This window comes from Neobacillus sp. SAB-20_R2A, from assembly GCF_049568635.1.
In the GTDB taxonomy this organism is placed as follows: domain Bacteria; phylum Bacillota; class Bacilli; order Bacillales; family Cytobacillaceae; genus Neobacillus; species Neobacillus citreus.
Window position 1 is genome coordinate 1419406 of sequence record NZ_CP145895.1, and the last position, 21184, is coordinate 1440589.

Sequence of the window (21184 nt, forward strand, 5' to 3'; positions counted from 1 at the left end):
AGGCGTGAGAGCTGTGGAAGATTTAATTTCCCTGCCATATAAAAGAAAAGTATTAGATGAATGGATTTATGCATCTTATCGAATGCGCGGAGTGGAATCCTATACTTTTCAGTTTCACTCACATCACGAGTATGAGATTTATTTCTTCTGCGGCGGTGATTGTAAGTATTTAATTAATAATCGGATCTATGAGCTAGTACCCGGTGATATTATTCTTTTGGATGGCATGACCTTGCATAAAGCCAACCCCTGGGGTGAGAGCATCTATACGAGAAGTGTGCTTCATTTTTCACCAACATGGCTGTCTGATTTGATTTCCACACTCGGAATACCGAATTTGTTAATGCCGTTTAAAAAATTGAACAACCCGCTTCTACGTACACGCTATGATGAAAATGGCCAATATGTAGACGGGCAGATGAAAAAAATATCGGGGCTTCTAACCGAAATCGATGAAGAGCTTCAGCGTACGGGTAAAAAGAGTGAACTATTAGAAGCTGAAGTGAAGCTTGAGCTGACTCAGTTGCTGCTTGCTATCTATAAAATGAGTAAGAAGGAGCTAGCGCAAGTAAACAGCAGGAAGACAGAAAAGGAAGTACATGTAGAGGAAATTGCTTCTTGGATAAGAGATCACTATAAAGAGAAAATTAGTTTGGACCGTATTTCGTCCGAGCTTAGTTTAAGCAAATATTATGTATCGCACGTTTTTAAAGAAGTCACAGGTTTTACTGTGATGGAATATGTAATGGGCTGCAGGCTTAACCAAGTAAAGTTCTTGTTAGAAATGGAACCAGATCTTTCCTTAGCTGAAGTATCTAGTGCATCGGGGTTTGAAAGTCTTGCACATTTTAGCCGCTTTTTTAAAGAAAAGGTGGGCATAACACCGTCACGCTATCGAAAAAATAAACTACAACCAGCAACACAGCAATAAGGAGGAGTCACTATAAATGAATCAAGATTTATTGATCTCAGGATTTTCAGATGAAATTTCATCAGATTTTGATACACAGCTTGAGGTTGTTTCAAATCTAGGCATGCGTTATTTATCTTTGCGGGGCATTGATGGGAAAAACATCGGTGACTTTACCGTTGCTGAGATTAAAGAAAATGTCCTTCCGCGTCTTGAAAAAGCGGGAATAGCTGTATCATCGATTGGATCTCCTATTGGCAAGGTCTTCATCAATGATGAAGAAGGCTTTGCAAAACAAAAAGAAATGCTTGAAACCCTATGCCAGATTAGCAATCTGTTGGACTGCAAATATATTCGTATTTTTAGTTTTTATATTCCAAAGGGTGACAACCCTGATATTTACCGCGATGATGTTATTCGCAAAATAAAGGAATATGCCGCGATTGCGAAGAAATACAATGTCATTTTATTGCATGAAAATGAAAAGGATATATACGGTGATATCGCACGACGCTGTCATGAGATATTAAAAGAGGTTAATTCCCCGTACTTTAAGGCGATTTTTGATTTTGCCAACTTCGTTCAATGCGGAGAAGATACCCAGGCATGCTATGAATTATTAAAGAATGAAGTGGTTTATATTCACATCAAAGATGCGGTTACTACAGATAATCAAAATGTAGTCTGCGGTACAGGTGAGGGGAAAATTCCAGAACTCCTCTCCCAATTTATTAAAGCAGGCTATAAAGGCTTTTTAACACTAGAGCCACATTTGGTTCTCTTTGATTCATTAAAGGATTTAGAGCTTGAAGATGCGGCCGAGATCATTAAGGACAACAAAGGGCTTGATGGTGCAGGCGGCTATAAACTTCAATATGAAGCACTTTTAGAAATTCTAAAAAAAATTGAAAGCGAGGAACGGTAAAAATGGAACAAGTAAAATTAGGGATTATTGGTTTAGGCGCAGAAGGCGGTATGTACGCTAAATTCATTTCAGAAGGCAAAGTAAAGAACATGGTAATTGGTGCAATATGTGATAATGATCCTGCTAAAAAGCAAGTAGCGCAAGAAACTTATCCAGATGTGCCTTTTTATGATAATTATATCGATATGCTTGAAAGCGGTGACGTTAATGCAGTCGTTACAACTGTACCGCATTACCTGCATCCTGAAATGGGAATTGAAGCACTAAAACGAAACATCCATGCATTAGTGGAAAAACCGGCTGGTGTATATACAAAACAAGTGAAAGAGCTAAACGACTTTGCAGCGACAAAGCCTGAAGTTAAGTTTGCAATCTTCTTTAACCAGCGTACAAACCCGCTTTATAAAAAAGTAAAAGAACTTATTGATAATGGTGAGATTGGAAGCATTCGCCGTACCAATTGGATTATCACTACTTGGTGGAGACCGCAGGGTTACTACGATCAAAGTGAATGGAGAGCAACATGGGGCGGGGAAGGCGGCGGTGTTCTTGTAAACCAAGCACCACACCAAATTGACTTGCTTCAGTGGATTTGCGGTATGCCTAAAAAGGTTTATTCAAAAGCAAACTTTGGCTATCAAAGAGATATTGTTGTTGAAGACGATGTAACTGCCGTTTTTGATTATGGAAATGGTGCTACTGGTGTATTTGTAACTTGTACGCATGATGTAGTGGGGACAGACCGTTTAGAAATCTTAGGCGATAAAGGAAAAATCGTGGTAGATGATAGTAAAAAAATCACTATCAAGCGCCTAAATAAGCCTGAAAATGAAATGAGCGCAACCATGAGTATGCAAGATGTTATGAGTATTTTCATGGGCGGCGGTCAAGGTGATATTTTCACTGAGGAAGTTCTTGAATTTGAAAGCGTTTGGGGCGGTCAGCACATTGCTGTATTAGAAGACTTTGCTTCAGCGATCGTTGAAGGTACACCATTATTAGCACCAGGAAGCGACGGTATTAATGGTGTGAGACTTGCAAATGCAATGCATCTGTCAAGCTGGTTAGGCAAGGAAGTGGAATTACCATTTGATGAAGATTTATTCTTAGAAGAACTAAATAAACGGATTGCAGAAGAAGGTAAATATCCGGTTAGAAAGTAATCACCTTAAACGAACTCAATGCTAATGCAGCTTTGAGTTCGTTTCAAAAAAGGGGAGAAGCATATGCTTAAAGCAGCAGTAATAGGACTTGGAGATATTTCTAAAATTCATATACCAGCTATACAAGCAAATCCAGACGCTGAGCTAGTGGCAGTTTGTGACATAAATGAATCCTTAAAAGATACCGTAACTGGCGTAAACTTTTATACAGATTATCACGAGATGCTAGAAAAGGAAGCGCTTGATTGTGTTCATAACTGTCTGCCTCATTATCTGCACTACCCTGTAACAAAAGCTTGTGTAGAAAAAGGTGTTCATGTTTTTCAAGAGAAGCCGTTGGGCTTGAACACGGAAGAGGGACAGGCGCTGGTAAAACTTGAGAACGAACATAGTAATATTAAAATTGGTGTGTGTTTACAAAACCGATACAATGAAACGTTTGAGAAACTTCTAGAGATCGTTAAGAGCGGTGAATACGGCAAGGTTACAGGGGTAAAAGGTCTGGTAGCTTGGTTTAGACCGAAGGCGTATTATGATGCCAAACCATGGCGCGGCAAAATGGAATTGGCCGGCGGCGGTGTGATGATTAACCAAGCATTGCATACCATCGATTTAATGCAGCTTATTGGCGGTGAAATCGACTCCATTAAAGGATCTATAAATCAATTATTGGACTATGGAATTGAAGTGGAAGATACGGCATCGGCCCATATCCATTTTAAACATGGAGCGAAGGGCTTATTCTTTGCTACTAATGCAAATGCAGAAAATTCAAGCGTGGAGCTTGAGGTATTGTTAGAAAAAGGAAAATTCAACATCAAAGATAGCATCTTGGTGAGAGTAACAGAAGAAGGTAAAAAGGAAGAATTGGTGGAAGACGCCAAACTGCCAGGTTCAAAATTCTATTACGGGGCAAGCCATTTCAAAACCATTAACCAATTCTATCAATGTATTCTCCAAAATTCTCATGATTATGTTCATGCGAAGGATGCATTCGTTTCTATTGCAATGATTGATGCTATACGTAAATCTTCAGAGATAAAACAAGCAGTTAAAATGGAGGGATAATCAATGAAAAAGGGTAAAATCGGCGTTCAAATGATGATGCTAAAAGGCAAAGTGGAAGAGCTAGGTGCCTATGAAACAATGAGAAAAGTAAGTGAGCTTGGCTATCACGCAGTTGAAGTTTCTCAAATTCCTATGACTCCAGAGAACGTAGCGGAGATAAAAAGGGCAAGTCAAGATTTTGATATTAAGATTGCGGCTCTTTCTGCTGCGGTAGAGCCAATGCTTCCTGGAATGCCTGGTGAGACATTGACAAGTGACTTTGAAAAAATCGTAAACGACTGCAAGACCCTGGATTGTAACTTCTTACGTATAGGTATGCTGCCATTAACAGCTATCGGTCATAAAGATAAAATCATGGAATTTATTAGTAAAGCAGAAGAAATGGCCCACCGATTGGCTGAACACGGAATTGAATTGTATTACCACACACACCACATAGAATTCCAAAAATATGATGGTCAGTATTTGTTGGATATTATTAAGAATAACACCACTAAGCTTGGGTTTGAATTAGATGTTCACTGGATTCAAAGAGCGGGCGTAAATCCTGTGGAATTTGTTAAAGAATATAAAGGCCGTATCTCACTCCTGCACTTGAAGGATTATCGTATTGGACAAATTGATACAAGTCAAATTGACTTCAAGGATATGGGGAAATTCTTTGACCTATTCACCAATACAATTGAATTTGCAGAACTTGGCGAAGGAAACCTCGATATTAAAGGTATTATGGAAGCAGGCCTTGAGAGCGGGGCACAGTATTTCTTGGTAGAACAAGATGATACCTATGGCCGTGACCCATTTGATTGCTTGGAGATTTCTGCTAATCACTTAAGAAAACTAGGTTATTCTGACTGGTTTTAAAAATATTAGCAAATAAAACAAGAGGCTGTTAATAAGTGGCAGCCTCTTTTTGTGTGCGTAAAGTGAAATATAAAAATTAGATTTATGTTTCATTACTCATTTCTTCTTGTTTTCTTGTTATTCTTTTAAAGGCTAGACTTGCTGAAGAGAGAATCACAAGACCTAATAGGCTTACACTGAAAAAGAATCCTAATCCCGATATAGCGGCAACTGCAAAGTATATTGCGGCAGTTCCAAAAATCATAAATAGACTTGGGATCGGACTGTAGATGGTAATGAGAAGTGCATTTTTGATATGTGTTCTCAATGGTTGATCAAATTCAACATAAGAAGCCAATGTATAGCAAATGAGGAGAAAATAAATACAACTCATGATAATACTGGAATATAAAAGAATAGCAGCTGTTTCATTAGATGTAGATTGTAAAAAGGTGATATTTACATACAAGATAGAGCCGAACGCAACGAATATTAACCCTAATTTATTACTGTTATGGAACTCCTTTTTATAATATTGCCAAAAAGTTTGGAATACTGGTGGATGATTTTTTAAAAGATACTGTCTTAATGTAGCTAACATCGCTATAGTAGCTGGAAAAAAACCAAATATCACGAATCCGCTTAAAGTAAAGAGGATCCATAATAAATTTAAATAAGCTAGTCTTGCTATCCAATTACAAACCACATAAATACCATTTGAAAATGAACCTAATTGCATGCTGCTCCCTCCTTTCCTATAAATATATCATGCACAGAAAGACTAGTTTTCCTTTTTCGATAGGAAGTAAAAATTTTCCCTGAAAAGTAAAAATAAAGCATGAACTAAATAGAGTATCTAGAGATTTTACATCTGAAATTGGAGAGGTGATAAAACTAGTAAAAATTTTCTCAATAATGTAAAAATTCCACATTGTTGAAAGCGTTATCAAAAACTATACTTAACCTACAATAAAGATAACTAAATCTTCTACAAAGAAAAAGAGGTGAAAATCGTGGGCAGCGAAGTAAAGGCCGAAACAAAAGTTGCACCAATAACTAAAAATAAGGTAAACAAGCAGGCAAAAAGAAGAAAAAGTGCCGCTTTTAGCGGGTGGAAGGAGAATTTATCAGGTTACGTATTTATTGCACCGATGTTTATTGGGACCTCGATCTTGGTAGTATTTCCAATTCTCGCTTCTTTTGTGTTAAGTTTTACCGATTGGAATTTTGTATCAGGTTATGAAAATGCTAAATTTGTAGGATTTGAAAACTTTTCGAAATTACTCTCCAATCCACTATTTATTAAAGGCTTAATCAATAATATTATCTTAATTTTAGCGGTGCCGATTACATTAATTTTATCACTTGGTTTAGCTGTAATCATTAACAAACATGTTTATTTTAAAGATCTGTTCAAGGTGATCTATTTTATGCCGTTTATTTCGAGCGTTGTAGCCGTTGCAGTGGTTTTTCAAGTGCTATTTCATCCAACGAAAGGTCCTATTAACCATTTACTGATGTCGCTTGGGATTGAGAATCCACCTGGTTGGATCGCAGACGTTACCTTTGCCTTGCCCTCTGTAATGTTAATTATGATTTGGACAGGAATTGGGTTTAATTTAATCATTTACTTGGCCGGTTTGCAGAACATACCAAAAGAACTTTACGAAGCAGCACAAATGGATGGGGCTAGTGCTTGGGCTCAATTTACTAAGATTACAATCCCCTTGGTGTCACCTACAACATTCTTATTGTTTGTTACAGGTGTAATTTCTAGTTTTAAAGTATTTGATTTAATCATCGTTTTAACGAATGGCGGACCAGCAAATTCGACCATAACACCAGTTGTTTATTTGTATCAACAGGCATTTATTGAATTAAAAACAGGCTATGCCTCCGCTATTTCTATAGTCATGTTCGTGATTATTTTGATCATTACTTATATTCAATTTCTTGGTCAGAAAAAATGGGTGAATTATTAAAAAGAAAGGAGCAGTTTAGATGGTACAAAGATTAGATATAAGAAAATTGATTATGACCATCATTATGGTTTTCATTGGAATAGCTTTTCTAATGCCATTCTTTTGGATGATATCTGCTTCTTTGAAAGTGGAAGAGGATGTATTAACTTTTCCGATTCAATGGATTCCTAAGCATTGGAATGCGGTTGAAAATTATAAAGAAGTTTGGACGGGGTCATTGCCGTTCCTGCTATTATACTGGAATTCAATCAAGGTAACAGTTTTAACAACATTAGTTTCATGTACATTCTCATGCTTAGCGGCATATGGGTTTGCCAAAATTAATTTTAAAGGAAGAGATTTCATCTTTTTAATCGTTTTGGCAACCTTCATGATTCCACCGCAAACATTGTTAGTAACGCAATTTCTGTTATATAGATGGCTTGGTCTTTATGATACACACACTGGTCTTATTCTATTAAATAGTTTTAGTGTATTTGGAACTTTTATGCTGCGCCAATTCTATCTCGGAATTAGTAATGAAATCATAGAATCAGCGCGAATGGATGGTGCGGGGCATTTTAGAATTTTTAGATCGATTGCCTTACCATTAGTAAGACCTGCGATCGCAACTTATGCAATATTACGTTTTATTTGGACTTGGAATGACTTCCAAAATCCATTAATTTTCCTAAGAACAAAAGAATTATACACCATTCAACTAGGTGTAAACAGTTTTTCAGATCAACATGGCAGCGTTTACTCATTAATGATGGCTGCATCTGTTTCCGCCATTTTGCCATTACTGATTATTTTCATTATCGGACAGAAAAACGTTATTGAAGGCATACAGCTTGGCGGAGTGAAAGGTTAAAGTGGTATTTGCTGCCTCTATTGATTTAGAGAGAGTTGCTATACAAACTAAATATAAAGGGGGAAAATATGGTGATTAAACGGTGGGGTTCGCTGTTACTGGTTGGAATTCTTGCAATGTTTATGTTAGTTGCATGTTCTGGTAACGATAAGGCTGCAACAGATGAAGGTAAATCCGATTCATCTAAAAAAGAAGTAACGTTAAAATTTGTTCACTGGATTAATGAGGATGTTGGAAAATGGAAAGGTGTCATTGCAAAATATGAAGCAGAGCATCCAGGAGTAAAAGTGGAATCCATCCCGCTTGTAGAAAATATGAGCTCTGTGGATTATTTCAAACAGTTAGATTTGATGGCCTCTGCGGGCGATGATATGGATTTGATTATGTTTAACAATTCTCAAGATTTAGCAAAACGAATTGACGCAGGACTTGTTGAACCAATCACTAAATTTACTAAAGCAGAAGGCATTGATGTTACTAAAGAATACAATTATAGCTATCCAGCTTTTAAAGGCGAGTATTATGGCTTGCCAATGAAAAATGTCACGATGCTCGTTATGATGAATAAGGCACATCTTGATAAAGCAGGCTTAAAAGTTCCGACTGATTGGACATGGGATGATTATGCCGAATATGCTAAAAAGCTGACAACGGATGGTCATTATGGTTCATATTTGCACACATGGCATAACTTCCATTCTGTTTTAAAATTAATGAGTAAAGAAGAAGATAATATGATCTTGCACGAGGATGGCACATCGAACGCAGCTGATCCGATGTTGCGCGCATCACTGGAACTGCGAAATCAGTTAGAAAATGTCGATAAATCTTCTGTTCCATTTGAAGAAATTTTATCGCAAAAAATGGACTACCGTCAGCAATTCTTTAGTCAATCCGCATCAATGGTTCCTTCCGGAAGTTTTATGATTACAGAATGGGGTCAATTTACACCAGAATTTGAAATTGCTTGGGCACCATGGCCAAAAGATAAGGCAAGTGATAAACCTGTAGCACAGATGGGCGGGGATTTAATTTCAATAGCCAAAAGCTCAAAACACAAGCAAGAGGCATATGAATTTATGCGTTGGTTGACAACTGAAGGGATTGTGGAACAGGGAATCTGGACACCGTCATGGAAGAAAGCAGATATGGACAAAGCGTTAGAAACAGTGGTAAATGGAGCCAAAAAACCTGATGCCATTGATATGGAATCATTGAAGCATGCACTTACCTCTGTTAAGCCAAGTAAAGTCATTGCTCCACCTCCATATATTACGGAAGCCTATAATGAATTTGGTGCTGAGGTGGAATTATATCTCCTCGGAGAGCAGAATCTTGATAAAACCATGAAAAACATTAAGGAAAAAGTACAAGCCGTAGTAGATGCTAATAAATAATTAGAATATTCATGCTATAATAGAGAGAAAACAGACACGTTTTCTCTCTATTTTTTATTGTTTGAACTATTGGAAGCGGTGATCATCAGTGAAGTTATTTTGGAAAAAAATAAAGCAAATGTCGCTTCGAACGAGATTAATTATTTCCGTCATTCTCTGCATTTTTTTTCCGTGGGTTAGTACCTACATCGTTTCAAATTATTTTACGAAAGACGTATTAGAACAACGTGCAGCCAAACAATCAGAAGATGATTTACGGATGCTTGAATTAGGAATAAAGAATATGTTTGACGATATGATCTATACATCTAATTATATTCAATTTGATTCAAACATGAATCAGTTACTAAAATCACATAAGTTAATTGATGCAGATTCACCCAGCGTAAAACAAGAAATAGCTCTTAATTATATAAGAATATCAAATGAATTGTCTGGAATTACTGACCTATTAATGCCTATGTATATTACCATTTTGTTTGAAAATGACTTATATTACACCAATTATTCACGAATCGATTTTAATCCTTTACAATTCAAAGAAAAACCATGGTTTGAAAAATTGGACCACTTAAGTTTTTACCAAACCTATTGGCTGGGTGCACATCCAACCTACATTAAATCTGATAGAGAAACTTACCCGTATCTTATTACGATTGGAAGAAGGATTCAAAGTTCTGATTCCTTAAATTCCTATATCATTATTAGTTTAAAAGAAAATGAGATTAAAAAGCTTTTTAGTCAGTTTCAAAGTGAAAAGAGGGCAAAATTTTATTTGACCAATAAGACAGGAGAAATTTATTCAAGTTTGGATAAAGATGAGGTAGGAATGAAATTACCCTATGATGTGATGAACGATCATTATCAAATTGTTGACTATGAAAAAGAGAAGCATTTAATGGTTTCTTATCCAGTATCCTATTCAAATTGGAGATTGGTCAGCCTTGTCCCATACGAGGACACGATTGGCTCAATCAATACGGTTACGAGAACAACGATTTTGATTCAAGGTGGTTTTTTAGTTTTATTTTTAATTGGATTGATCTTGCTTGTGCGTGAATTTACGAAACCAATCACAAGATTACATCATGTGACAAAAGCAATCAAACAGGGTGACCTATCAGCCAGGATCCATCTTCCTGGAAATAATGACGTCGCTCAATTAGGCCACAGCTTTAATCATATGCTTGATACCATCGAGGATATGATTGAACAGATTAAAAGACAGGAAGAAGCGAAACGAAATGCTGAATTAGACATGCTTCAAGCACAAATTAACCCGCATTTTTTATTTAATGTCCTAAATGCGATTCGCTTAAAGATAAAAATGGGGGGAGATACAGTCAGTGCTTCACTTATTTATTCTTTATCCGCACTCCTTAGGATGACGATCAATCGAAATAACGCTTTTATAACGTTAGAAGAAGAGGTGAGGATTGTAAAGCATTACGTAGATTTGATGAATTTTCGTCATCAACATGATGTAGAGTTAGTGATAGATGTGAACGAAGCAGCCGCTAGTTTCCTAGTACCTAGATTTTTCTTACAGCCAGTAATCGAAAACGCTGTCATTCATGGGCATAATAATAGGAAGGAAACAATTAAAATATTTGCAAAGGAAGAAAATAAGACGTATTTGGAAATAATCATTACAGACAATGGTAAAGGTATGGACAAGCTTACATTAGAACGATTAAAGGAGAAAGTTTTTCAACCCAATCGTACTGACCATAGTAAAAGTAATCATTCTTTTAACGGTATAGGAGTGCAGAACGTCTACCAAAGGATGAATTTGATTTATGGAGAATCCTTCCATATGCAGATATATAGTATTGAAGGGGAAGGTACAACTTTATCGTTTCAAATTCCAGTGCATAAGGAGTGTGTAGAATGTATGGAGTAGTTTTAGTTGATGATGATGTTATAGTTATTGAATTTTTGAAGAAAATGATTCCATGGCAGGACTATGGTTTTGAAGTAGTGGCACACTTTCAAGATAGTAGTTTGGCTTATGTCTATATGCAAGAAAATTCCTATGATGTATTGATTACCGATATTGGGATGCCTAAATTAACTGGAATCGAGTTAATAGAGCATCTAAAAAAATCAAACAGTAACTCATATCATGTGATCCTATCTTGTCACGATGAGTTTCGATTTGCACAACAAGCCTTAAAATTAGAAGTCTATGATTATATTTTAAAAGAAACAATGGAAGAGATGAATATCATTGCTTTACTAGAAAGATTAAAGAAAAAATTGGATCAAGAACGTCATACAAGCAATCAGCACTTAAAGGTTACCACATTTTTAGAAAGAAATAATATCAAATCTAAGTTTATAGCTAATCTTATGAAAGAACAGAATTTGGTAGAGACGGATTGGTGGGAAGAGCACGAGCAACTTTTGGGAATGGACTTTACACACGAGCACTATACACCGATCCTATGCTTTATTGATCAATATCAAAAAGTGATTAATCATTTTGAAAATGAAAGTTTGCTTCAATTTAATGTAAACAACGTAGTAGAAGAAGTACTTACAAAAGCTCAAAAAGTACAGACTTTCTATCTAAAAGGGGTATTTCTTATTCTTATTCCATTGAACAGAAACAAAACGATGGATACAAATCAGTTTATCGAACTCATGATAAAAGAAATGCATAGAAAAATCGGTACCATTTTAAACATTAGTATTACTTCTTTTATCGGAGAACAAAATGTGAAGCACCAGCAATTAATCGAAAATATCCAACTTTTACTTAAAAATAAAGATCAACGTTTTTATTATCAACATGGCAGTATTCTATATTTTCGCCCAATTTCCTATACAAGCGATTCTATTTTTCATGATTATGTACAGATTTCGCAGAAACTAAAAGAGTTGATCTTAAAAGATAAAAAAGATCAAATAGTAGAGAGTTTGTACCATCAATTAAATAATATAAAAGAGAAGAAATATTCTCCGGCAGTCATAAAAGATTGGGCAAATAAATTAATATTTGATATTAAATTATGCATAAGCGCTTTAAAACATTTTGAAACCCAATCAAATACCTCGACAGACCATTTTATTCAGGATGTCGAAACATTTGAACATTTAGAATGTGTATTAGAAGAACTCTGTGGTCAATTCCTTGAACAAGTAAAGTCCATTAATTTGACAACAAGAAATAAAGATGTTTTAAAAGCACAAAAATATGTACAAACCCACCTTAGTGAAAAAATTTCTCTAAAAGAAGTAGCTGACCATTTACATTTAAATGCTAGTTATTTCAGTAGAATGTTCAAGAAGGAAATGGGAGAAGGTTTTATTGAATATGTGACAAGAGTGAAAATGGAAAAAGCAATAGAATTACTGGATCATTCTGTAAAGTCAGTAGAACAGATTGCATTTGAGTTAGGCTTTGAAAGTAAAAGTTATTTTTTAAAAACATTTAAAAAGAATTATGGCTTTTCTCCAAAGTCCTATAAGTATAAGGATTAAGAATTTATAAGTGCAGGTTTTTTTGCATAAAAAAACCAATCCGCTATTTTTATTTTTGTGGATTGGAGATTACTGGTTCGGATGAATCGAATGGGACGTATTCTCCGTGTTTTTCGATTAACTCAACAACTGTTTTAATTAACTTTTTCATGTTTTATTTCTCCTCTTGATTTGATATTCTTATTATCAGGGATGTGAGGGATTTTTACAAAGCGGTTGAAAACGGCAACAATCATGCTGAAAACGAAAACAATCTTGCTGAAAGCGTTCGTCATCTGCCTTTTTCTCAGTTTTTCGCCGTTTTTCTTGATTTTTCTTTAATTTTGCCAAGAACGATTTGTAATCAGATCGATACGCAATTCATTGACGTAAAATAATCATAATGATATGATAATAATGAATTTGTTAGTTTGATAAACAAATTAATTTTTTATTTAAACATCCCTTGTTTGGAAGAATTTGAAAGGGATTACATGATAACAGATCTTAAAATGGCCGTACATGTAAATTTTTCATAAGGAAACACTAAAGATATAGAGAAGGAGTGAAGAATTGTGGGTGTTATTCAAGACTTACTAAAAGATATACCAGTGCCGAAGATGGCAAAAGTGAAAGTGAATTTTAGCGACGAGAAAATTGATAATCTTGAACATGCGTTAATGGAAAAATTACAGCAAGAACATATAAGAAAAACAGTTAAGCCTGGAATGGAAATTGCCTTGGCAGTTGGCAGCAGGGGACTTGACCGGCTTGTTGAACTAACGGAAGTGACGGTGCGATTCTTAAAGGAACTTGGTGCGAAGCCATTTATTGTTCCGAGCATGGGAAGCCATGGCGGTGCAACTGCTGAAGGACAGCGTGAAGTGTTAGCGCATCTTGGCGTCACAGAAGAAAGCGTTGGCTGTGAAATTCGCTCCTCGATGGAAGTGGTTAAAATTGACGAACTGCCAAATGGCTTGCCAATTTATATTGATAAATATGCTTCAGAAGCTGATGGTATTGTCGTTATCAACCGGGTGAAACCACATACTGCTTTTAGGGGCCCTGTTGAAAGCGGCATTATGAAAATGATTAGCATTGGTTTAGGTAAGCAAAGAGGCGCAGAGGCCTGCCACCAATTAGGCTTTAAGTATATGGCGGAAAATGTTCCGGCAATGGCCAAGGTTATCATGGCGAAAAAGCCTGTTCTTTTTGGTGTGGCATCCGTTGAAAATGCTTTTGATAAAGTGGCAGCAGTGGACGTTCTTACGCCCGCAGAAATTATCGAAAAGGAAGCCGACCTGCAGAAAAAAGCAAAAGAGCTATTGCCTAAGCTTTTCTTTGATCAATTGGATGTTCTTGTAATTGATGAAATTGGTAAAAATATCAGCGGTGATGGAATGGACCCGAATATTACCGGCCGCTATCCTACTCCGTACGCCTCTGGTGGACCTGATGTTAATAAAATGGTCGTGCTATCTGTTACTCCTGAATCCGAAGGAAATGCCAATGGGGTAGGTACTGCTGATTTTACAACTCAGCGCCTAGTGGACGATATGGACTTAGAAGGAACATATGCCAACGGCTTAACTTCAACGGTTGTGTCGCCTACAAAAATAGCCACCACACTGCCGAATGATAAACAGGCGATTCAGGCTGCCGTTAAGACGTGTAATATTTTAGATTTTACCACAGTGAAAATGGTGCGTATTAAAAATACACTGAAGATCAGTGAAATAGAAGTTTCTGAAGCTTTGCTCGATTATATAGCGAATCATCCAAATATGGAGCAAGTTTCAGATTTATATGAAATTAACTTTGATGAAAATGGAAATTTATTTTAGAAAAATTGGGGGAGAACAATATGACAAACTTATTTGACCTAACCGGAAAAACGGCTGTAGCCGTAGGTGGAAATGGCGTATTAGGCTCAGCTATGGCAAAAGGATTAGCAGAGCATGGGGCAAAGGTTGCCATTGTCGGCCGCAATCTCGAAACCGCTGAAAAGGTTGTAAAGGAAATCGTCGAAGCTGGCGGGGAAGCGAAAGCTTTCCAAGCAGATGTTAGTTCAAAGGATTCCTTGCAGCAGGCAGCAACTGAAATCGAACAATGGGCTGGCGGCTGGGACATTCTCTTGAATGCACCAGGAACCAACAGTGCGACTCCATTCTTTGATCTTGACATGGATGAGTATGACAAAATCATGGATATAAACTTAAAAGGTATTGTGATGACCTGCCAAATTTTTGCGAAGCGAATGATTGAACAGGACAGAAAGGGCAGCATTATTAATATTTCGTCTGTTTCATCAACAACTCCGCTGTCCCGCGTCTTTACGTATTCTGTATCAAAAGCCGGCCTTAATAGCGTGACTCAATTTTTAGCACGTGAATTTGCGCAAAATGGAATCCGCGTCAATGCGATTATACCTGGGTTCTTCCCGGCTGAACAAAATCGTAAAATTTTGGACAAGGAGCGGATTGAATCCATTATGCGCCATACGCCAATGAACCGCTTTGGTGAAGCTGAAGAGCTTCAAGGGGCAACTGTATGGCTTGCGTCTGAGAAAGCCTCAAGCTTTGTGACAGGCGCAATGATCCGTGTGGATGGCGGTTTCGGAGCAATGACCATTTAAACATAATGAAGTCAATTCCCTAATAAGATAACAATGATGAAGTATAAATAGATTGATTTACCCGAGGGGAGAGGGGACAATGCTTACCGAGAAATACAGTAAATTACAGTCTATTCTCCGAGAAATGGATTCCGTTGTCGTTGCCTTTTCAGGCGGTGTGGATAGTACGTTTCTGTTAAAGGCTTCGGTCGAGACATTAGGGCCTGAGAAGGTTCTGGCGGTTACAGCCGATTCAGAAACCTATCCATCAAGCGAGCTTCAAGAGGCGATTAAACTAGCGGAAAAAATCGGCGTGAAGCATCAGGTAATTGAAACTTCCGAGTTAGCGATTCCCGGTTATGCAGAAAATAGTAAAAATCGCTGCTATTTTTGCAAAAGCAGCTTGTTTGATCATTTAATCCCTGTCATGGAAGAAAAGGGATTTAAAAATGTCATTTATGGTGTTATTGCCGATGATATGAATGAATTCCGTCCAGGCATGCAGGCAGCCAAAGAGAAGGGAATTCGCGGCCCGCTTCAGGAAGCAGACCTCTATAAGGAAGAAATCCGCGAGCTTTCCCGCGAGTTTGATTTGCCGACGTGGGATAAACCATCGTTCGCCTGTCTTTCTTCGAGGATTGCCTATGGTGAGTACATTACGAAAGAAAAGCTGACAAAGGTGGAAAAAGCAGAATACTATTTAAAATCCTTACAAATCCGCCAGGTTCGCGTAAGAACTCACCAGGATATCGCCCGAATTGAGGTAGAGCCTAAAGATATGGCAATCATTCTTGAAAATCATGATACCATTGTGCATAATTTACAAGAGTTTGGCTATAAATATATAACACTTGATTTAATTGGCTATCAAAGCGGAAGTATGAATAAAGTTCTTTCCTAAAAGCTTTTTTCATTTGTATTGCCTCCATAGAAAATTCACCTATAAAAAAGGCTTTTGGATTTTTTCCAAAGCCTTTTTTTAGATTGATAGATTAAAGGTAATTAAAAGTAGGTAGAGGTGAGCACAATGAAAAAAATTTTACTGGTTGATGATGAGAGGTGGGTTCGGACAGCCCTTAAGTGGACAATCAAAAAGTTGGCACTTCCTCTAGAAATTATCCATGAATGCGGGAATGGTTTAGAGGCACTGGACTGGATCAAGCAAAATGACGTTGACCTTGTCATTACAGATATACAAATGCCGATTATGGACGGGCTTTCGTTGGCGAATGAGCTATCGAAGTTAAACAAGAAACTGGATTGTTTTATCATTAGTGTTCATCATGAGTTCCAATTAGCGCATCAAGCGTTAAGGAGCGGTGTGACGGATTACCTTATTAAACCGATTGACGAAAAAGAATTAAAGGAATGCCTGGAAAAATGGTTATTTAAACGAAATAAAGAAGAGACAAGCAGAAAAATGGCTCAAGTACTGGATGATACAATTCCATCATCTACCATTGAAAGGGTATTACAATATATAGAGAAAACCCCTTTAGATCAAATAACTCTAAAGGCTGCCGCAGACCATGTCCATATTAATCCCAGCTATTTAAGTCAATTATTCAAACAGCAGTTCGATAAAAAATTTGTTGGCTATATCACGGAGCTGCGAATACAAGAGAGTAAAAGATTGCTACAGAATACATCATTGCGCATGTCAGAGATTGCGGAACGGGTTGGTTATTCGGATTTAGCTTATTTTAGTAATAATTTTAAAAGAATTACGGGTAGTTCTCCCTCTGAATTTAGAAAATCAAGCGTCTAACGGAGTCTATTAAATGACTCATTTTTTTGCTTTAAAAAATAGGAATTTAGAAATAGGTAAATAGACTTATTTTTCTAAATATTAAAAAAACACAAATATAGCAAAAAATATCCTATACTACTATCATTCAATATCCTCTTAAAATTATGGTTGAAAGCGTTTACTAAAACCGATTAATAGGGGGAAGAAAAATGGCGTCAGTATCAAAACAAATAAGAAAAACGTCAAGACTGAGAAAAACACTTCTTACGGGTACACTTACTTTATCTCTGTTAGCTCCAGTCATGGTCCCGCAGGTAAGTGCAAATAGTAATGAAGACTTGGGGTATGTTGACCCAGCTTCACAAAATGCCGGAAACGGCGGGGCAGATACGGTTACATATCGTATTGCAGCCAACTCAGTTACTGGACAACCAGAAATCGAGGCAGCAAAGAAAGGTGTCCTAACGGCGGATGGAAAGCAATTCAGAGATTTAGATGGTGACAGGAGTTTAGATCCTTATGAGGACTGGAGAAAACCTGTTAACGAGCGGGTAGCAGACCTGGTGTCAAAGATGACTTTGGCTGAAAAGGCAGGCATGATGTTAATTAACACGCACACTCCGATTGCCAACCCGGCTGATGGAAAATATGTAAAAGCTGATGATGATATGATTGTTAAGAAAAATATGCGCCATGTCATCTTCCGGCAAACTCCGACTGTCGATGTGATTGCAAAGTATACGAATCAGCTTCAGGAATTAGCAGAGGAATCGAGATTGGGCATCCCGGTTGTTGTCACTTCCAATCCGCGTAACCATGCATCCACAGATTACACCAATAATAGTGACGGTGCTGGCATGCACACCTTCTGGCCTGGTCCGCTCGGATTTGCAGCAGCACGAGACGCAGAGGCTGTTAAGGAATTCGGACAAATTGCTGCCAAGGAATGGAGAGCGGCTGGCATCCGCAAGGTTTATGGCTATACAGCAGATGTCTCCACAGACCCATTATGGGCAAGAATCGAAGACACCTTTGGTGAGGACCCAACTCTAGCATCAGACATGGTCTATAACGTCATAACCGGCTTCCAGGGTGAAAAACTTGGCAGCGACAGCGTTTCGATTACAGTCAAGCACTTCCCTGGCGGCGGGGCGCGTGATAACGGTTTGGATCCACACTTTGTAGAAGGTAAATTTAATCCATATCCAACTGCGGGAAGTTTATTAAACTATCACATTCCTCCTTTCAAGGCAGCAATCAAGGCAAATGTAACGTCTGTTATGCCATATTACGCGTATCCAAGTAACGAGTTCAGCGCCGATCAAGGATTGCCTAAATATAGTTCGACTCAGCAATTTGAAGAAGTCGGCTTTGCACTAAACAAAGGAATTTTAGATTTCTTGCGCAACGACCTCGGATTCAAAGGATATGTAAACTCAGATACGGGTGCTGTTGGAAACAACGCTTGGGGTGCCGAAGATTTATCGCCGGTAGGAAAAGTAGCGAAGGCCATAAAGGCGGGGACCGACATTATTTCGGGTTCATCCGACCCGCAGCTAATTATCGATGCAGTTGATTCAGGTTTACTACCAGAATCAGAAGTTAACGAATCTGTGACCCTATTGCTGACAGAAATGATGAATTTAGGTCTATTTGAAGACCCATATGTAAATCCGCAGCAAGCTTTGGAAGTTGTCGCAGATCCTAAAGCTCAAGCGTTAGCAGATGAAGCACACCTTAAGTCGGTTGTTTTATTACGCAACGATAAAAATATCCTGCCGTTAAAAGATGCTAAGCTGCAAAAAGTGAAGCTTTATATTGAAATGTTCACTGGCGGAGATGCAGCCGCAGCAACAGCCAATTTAAAACAGACCATTAAAAATCACGATGCCTCTATCACGATTGTAGATAATCTTTCGGAAGCAACACATGCGTTTGTTTGGGTGAAACCGGCGCAATCCAACTGGGATAACAATCCGCGAATCACAGTAGGACCTGAAACAGGCATCGCGAATGTGGCTCGAATTGTTGAAATCCAAAAAACCGTTCCAACCATTACGGCAATTAACTTTATCAGTCCATGGTTAATTAATCAAATTGAACCAAATGCGGCTGCTGTACTAGCCACATACGGAACGAAGCCTGAAGCAGTAATAGATGTCATTCGCGGCGAATTTAACCCGATTGGAAAGCTGCCGATGGCCATCCCTGCTAGTGCTGAAGCAGTTGAAAATGAAGTTGGCGATGTTCCTAGCTTTGCACCTGAAGAAACCCCTAATTATTCTTATGTAAATAAAGCTGGTAACAAATATGAGTATGGATTTGGTCTTTCCTATAATCAAGGAAAAGCTGTTGGAAAACCAGACCATGCGGGTGAAATTGGCACACCTCCTCATGCTCAGCAATAAAAGGTAAGGGCTGTCCCCATGGGGGCAGCTCTTTTGCCCTTTTCAGCAAATTGTTTAAAATGGAGAAAATAACGGCTGCCATTTAAATGGCAGCCGTCATTTTTATACCCATTTTACTTCTAGCAAAAATTGTTCCTTAAATAGCTGGATTAAAAAATCATTATAAAAGTCGTTTCTGACGATCACTTGATAGCGGTTGTTGGCATGAATGTAAAAATGAATGTCTGTCAGCACCTTATTATCGTCGAAATATTGTCGGACCTTTTCAATCCCTTTTTTCTGTTCCTTTGATAGAAGGGTGATGGAGAATTCAAAATCATCTCCATTTTTCTTTTCCGTTAATTCAATCAGTTTCTCGTTCAATTTATACTCAACCTTCATCTAATCCCCTCCTAAATTAAATATCGCAAATAGATATAAACCGTACAAATCAAAATTGAAAGAATCATTAATGGAAAGGCGATGAGTAAGAATTTACCGAATGAAATATGGTGTCCTTCCTTAGCTGCCAACCCAGCCACAATGACATTGGCACTTGCGCCAATCAAGGTCCCGTTCCCACCAAGACATGCTCCTAGTGCCAGGCTCCACCAAAGTGGTTCAAGGTTTTGAATACCAAGTTCGCCCATATCTTTAATCATTGGAATCATCGTGGCAACAAACGGAATATTGTCTATAAATGCAGATGCAATCGCACTTACCCACAGAATTAAAAGCGAAGTGGAGGTAACGTTTCCACCAGTAAGATGAACAGCTTTGTCTGCCAATAAGGAAATAACGCCAGTCTCAACCAATCCGGATACAAGGACAAACAGTCCGATAAAGAAGAAAATGGTTGTCCATTCTACTTTTTCTAAAGCCTTATCCAAATACTTTTCGCCTGTTAATAAAAGCAGCAGGAAAGCTCCGGCTAAAGCAACAGTAGCTGATTCAATATGTAATAATTGATGCAGGAAGAATCCTAATATCGTTAATCCGATGACAGTTAACGATTTTGTTAATAACACTTTATCGGTTATTTCCTCTTTTTCATCCAAATCCATTACATTTGCTTTTAGTTCAGGCGATGTTTTGAGTTGTTTTCGATATATGAAAGCCAAAATGGCAATATTCACAAAAAGGATAAGAATTGAAATAGCTGAAAGGTTATAAATGAATTCCATAAAGGTTAGTTCTTTAACAGCGCTTCCAAGCATGATATTCGGAGGATCACCAATCAGAGTAGCGGTTCCGCCAATATTTGACGCAAGGATTTGCGTTATTAAAAAGGGTATTGGATTCACCTGTAGTTGGCGAGTAATACTGAAGGTAACAGGGACCATCAAAAGGACGGTGGTAACATTGTCCAGGAAAGCTGAAACTACTGCCGTTATGAACCCGAACATAATTAGCGTTTTTAAAGGATCAGCTCCCGCTTTTTTGGCGGACCATATAGCAAGATATTTGAACAAACCCGTTTCGGCTGTAATGGTAACGATAATCATCATACCTGTTAATAATCCAATGGTATTAAAATCAATATGATGAAGCGCTTCTTCTTGTCCGACAATTCCCAGTACCACCATTAAAATTCCACCAATCATGGCGATGATGGTTCGGTGAATCTTTTCTGTGACGATAAAGGCATAGATGACGAGAAAAACGCCTAATGCGATGAGTGCTTGTGTTGACATGTTTCGACCTCTTCTCCCTAATTTCTGCTAAACCAGTGAATACAAAAAGGAGCCCGAAATACCACAGACTCCCTATAATTTCACCGAATATTTCCTTATTTAATTTTATAAAAGTCTGCATAGGTTGTAAAGT

Annotated in this window: 18 protein-coding genes; 15 read left to right on the forward strand and 3 right to left on the reverse strand. The window is 37.7% G+C overall.

Going from position 1 to position 21184, the window contains the following annotated elements:
* Window positions 1-13 precede the first annotated feature (13 nt).
* From V5M37_RS07060 to V5M37_RS07080, 5 genes are all read left to right on the forward strand, one after another.
* A complete protein-coding gene (locus tag V5M37_RS07060; protein WP_423801379.1) occupies window positions 14-931 on the forward strand; it encodes an AraC family transcriptional regulator in 918 nt (305 codons plus the stop codon).
* Window positions 932-947: 16 nt separating this feature from the next.
* Complete coding sequence (locus V5M37_RS07065; RefSeq protein WP_423801380.1) at window positions 948-1835, forward strand: sugar phosphate isomerase/epimerase family protein; 888 nt, start codon at window positions 948-950, stop codon at window positions 1833-1835.
* A 2-nt stretch (window positions 1836-1837) separates the two neighbouring features.
* Window positions 1838-2998, forward strand: coding sequence for a Gfo/Idh/MocA family protein (locus V5M37_RS07070; protein ID WP_423801381.1), 1161 nt, complete (start codon window positions 1838-1840; stop codon window positions 2996-2998).
* Window positions 2999-3061: 63 nt separating this feature from the next.
* Window positions 3062-4066: a Gfo/Idh/MocA family protein gene (locus tag V5M37_RS07075; RefSeq protein WP_423801382.1), complete on the forward strand. Its 1005-nt coding sequence runs from the start codon at window positions 3062-3064 to the stop codon at window positions 4064-4066.
* A gap of 3 nt (window positions 4067-4069) precedes the next feature.
* Complete coding sequence (locus tag V5M37_RS07080) at window positions 4070-4930, forward strand: sugar phosphate isomerase/epimerase family protein (RefSeq protein WP_423801383.1); 861 nt, start codon at window positions 4070-4072, stop codon at window positions 4928-4930.
* A gap of 82 nt (window positions 4931-5012) precedes the next feature.
* On the opposite strand, the gene V5M37_RS07085 is transcribed toward V5M37_RS07080, so the two are convergent.
* Window positions 5013-5648: a YesL family protein gene (locus V5M37_RS07085; protein WP_423801384.1), complete on the reverse strand. Its 636-nt coding sequence runs from the start codon at window positions 5646-5648 to the stop codon at window positions 5013-5015.
* Window positions 5649-5922: 274 nt separating this feature from the next.
* Between V5M37_RS07085 and V5M37_RS07090 the strand changes: the two genes are divergently transcribed.
* The 10 genes from V5M37_RS07090 to V5M37_RS07135 all read left to right on the forward strand — a co-directional run bounded on the left by V5M37_RS07090 (window position 5923) and on the right by V5M37_RS07135 (window position 19378).
* Window positions 5923-6891, forward strand: a complete 969-nt coding sequence (locus tag V5M37_RS07090) for a carbohydrate ABC transporter permease (RefSeq protein WP_423801385.1) — start codon at window positions 5923-5925, stop codon at window positions 6889-6891.
* Between the two features lie 19 nt (window positions 6892-6910).
* Window positions 6911-7744, forward strand: a complete 834-nt coding sequence (locus tag V5M37_RS07095) for a carbohydrate ABC transporter permease (protein ID WP_423801386.1) — start codon at window positions 6911-6913, stop codon at window positions 7742-7744.
* 71 nt (window positions 7745-7815) lie between these two features.
* A complete protein-coding gene (locus tag V5M37_RS07100; RefSeq protein WP_423801387.1) occupies window positions 7816-9141 on the forward strand; it encodes an ABC transporter substrate-binding protein in 1326 nt (441 codons plus the stop codon).
* 88 nt (window positions 9142-9229) lie between these two features.
* Complete coding sequence (locus V5M37_RS07105) at window positions 9230-11044, forward strand: sensor histidine kinase (protein WP_423801388.1); 1815 nt, start codon at window positions 9230-9232, stop codon at window positions 11042-11044.
* Window positions 11032-12627 carry a response regulator transcription factor gene (locus V5M37_RS07110; protein ID WP_423801389.1) on the forward strand — a complete coding sequence of 532 codons (1596 nt, stop codon included), beginning with the start codon at window positions 11032-11034 and terminating at the stop codon, window positions 12625-12627. The genes V5M37_RS07105 and V5M37_RS07110 overlap by 13 nt, the downstream gene beginning before the upstream one ends.
* Window positions 12628-13181: 554 nt before the next feature.
* Window positions 13182-14450 (forward strand): lactate racemase domain-containing protein, encoded by a 1269-nt coding sequence (locus tag V5M37_RS07115; RefSeq protein ID WP_423801390.1) that lies wholly within the window; start codon window positions 13182-13184, stop codon window positions 14448-14450.
* A gap of 20 nt (window positions 14451-14470) precedes the next feature.
* Window positions 14471-15241 (forward strand): SDR family oxidoreductase, encoded by a 771-nt coding sequence (locus tag V5M37_RS07120; RefSeq protein WP_423801391.1) that lies wholly within the window; start codon window positions 14471-14473, stop codon window positions 15239-15241.
* 79 nt (window positions 15242-15320) lie between these two features.
* Window positions 15321-16121, forward strand: coding sequence for an ATP-dependent sacrificial sulfur transferase LarE (larE, locus tag V5M37_RS07125; RefSeq protein ID WP_423801392.1), 801 nt, complete (start codon window positions 15321-15323; stop codon window positions 16119-16121).
* A gap of 126 nt (window positions 16122-16247) precedes the next feature.
* Window positions 16248-16988, forward strand: a complete 741-nt coding sequence (locus V5M37_RS07130) for a response regulator transcription factor (RefSeq protein WP_423801393.1) — start codon at window positions 16248-16250, stop codon at window positions 16986-16988.
* Window positions 16989-17179: 191 nt separating this feature from the next.
* Window positions 17180-19378 (forward strand): glycoside hydrolase family 3 N-terminal domain-containing protein, encoded by a 2199-nt coding sequence (locus V5M37_RS07135; protein ID WP_423801394.1) that lies wholly within the window; start codon window positions 17180-17182, stop codon window positions 19376-19378.
* Window positions 19379-19480: 102 nt separating this feature from the next.
* On the opposite strand, the gene V5M37_RS07140 is transcribed toward V5M37_RS07135, so the two are convergent.
* Together V5M37_RS07140 and V5M37_RS07145 are read right to left on the reverse strand one after the other, a co-directional pair.
* Window positions 19481-19759 carry a hypothetical protein gene (locus V5M37_RS07140; protein ID WP_423801395.1) on the reverse strand — a complete coding sequence of 93 codons (279 nt, stop codon included), beginning with the start codon at window positions 19757-19759 and terminating at the stop codon, window positions 19481-19483.
* 11 nt (window positions 19760-19770) lie between these two features.
* Entirely contained in the window at window positions 19771-21051 is a 1281-nt protein-coding gene (locus tag V5M37_RS07145; RefSeq protein ID WP_423801396.1) for an SLC13 family permease, read from the reverse strand.
* Between the last annotated feature and the right edge of the window lie 133 nt (window positions 21052-21184).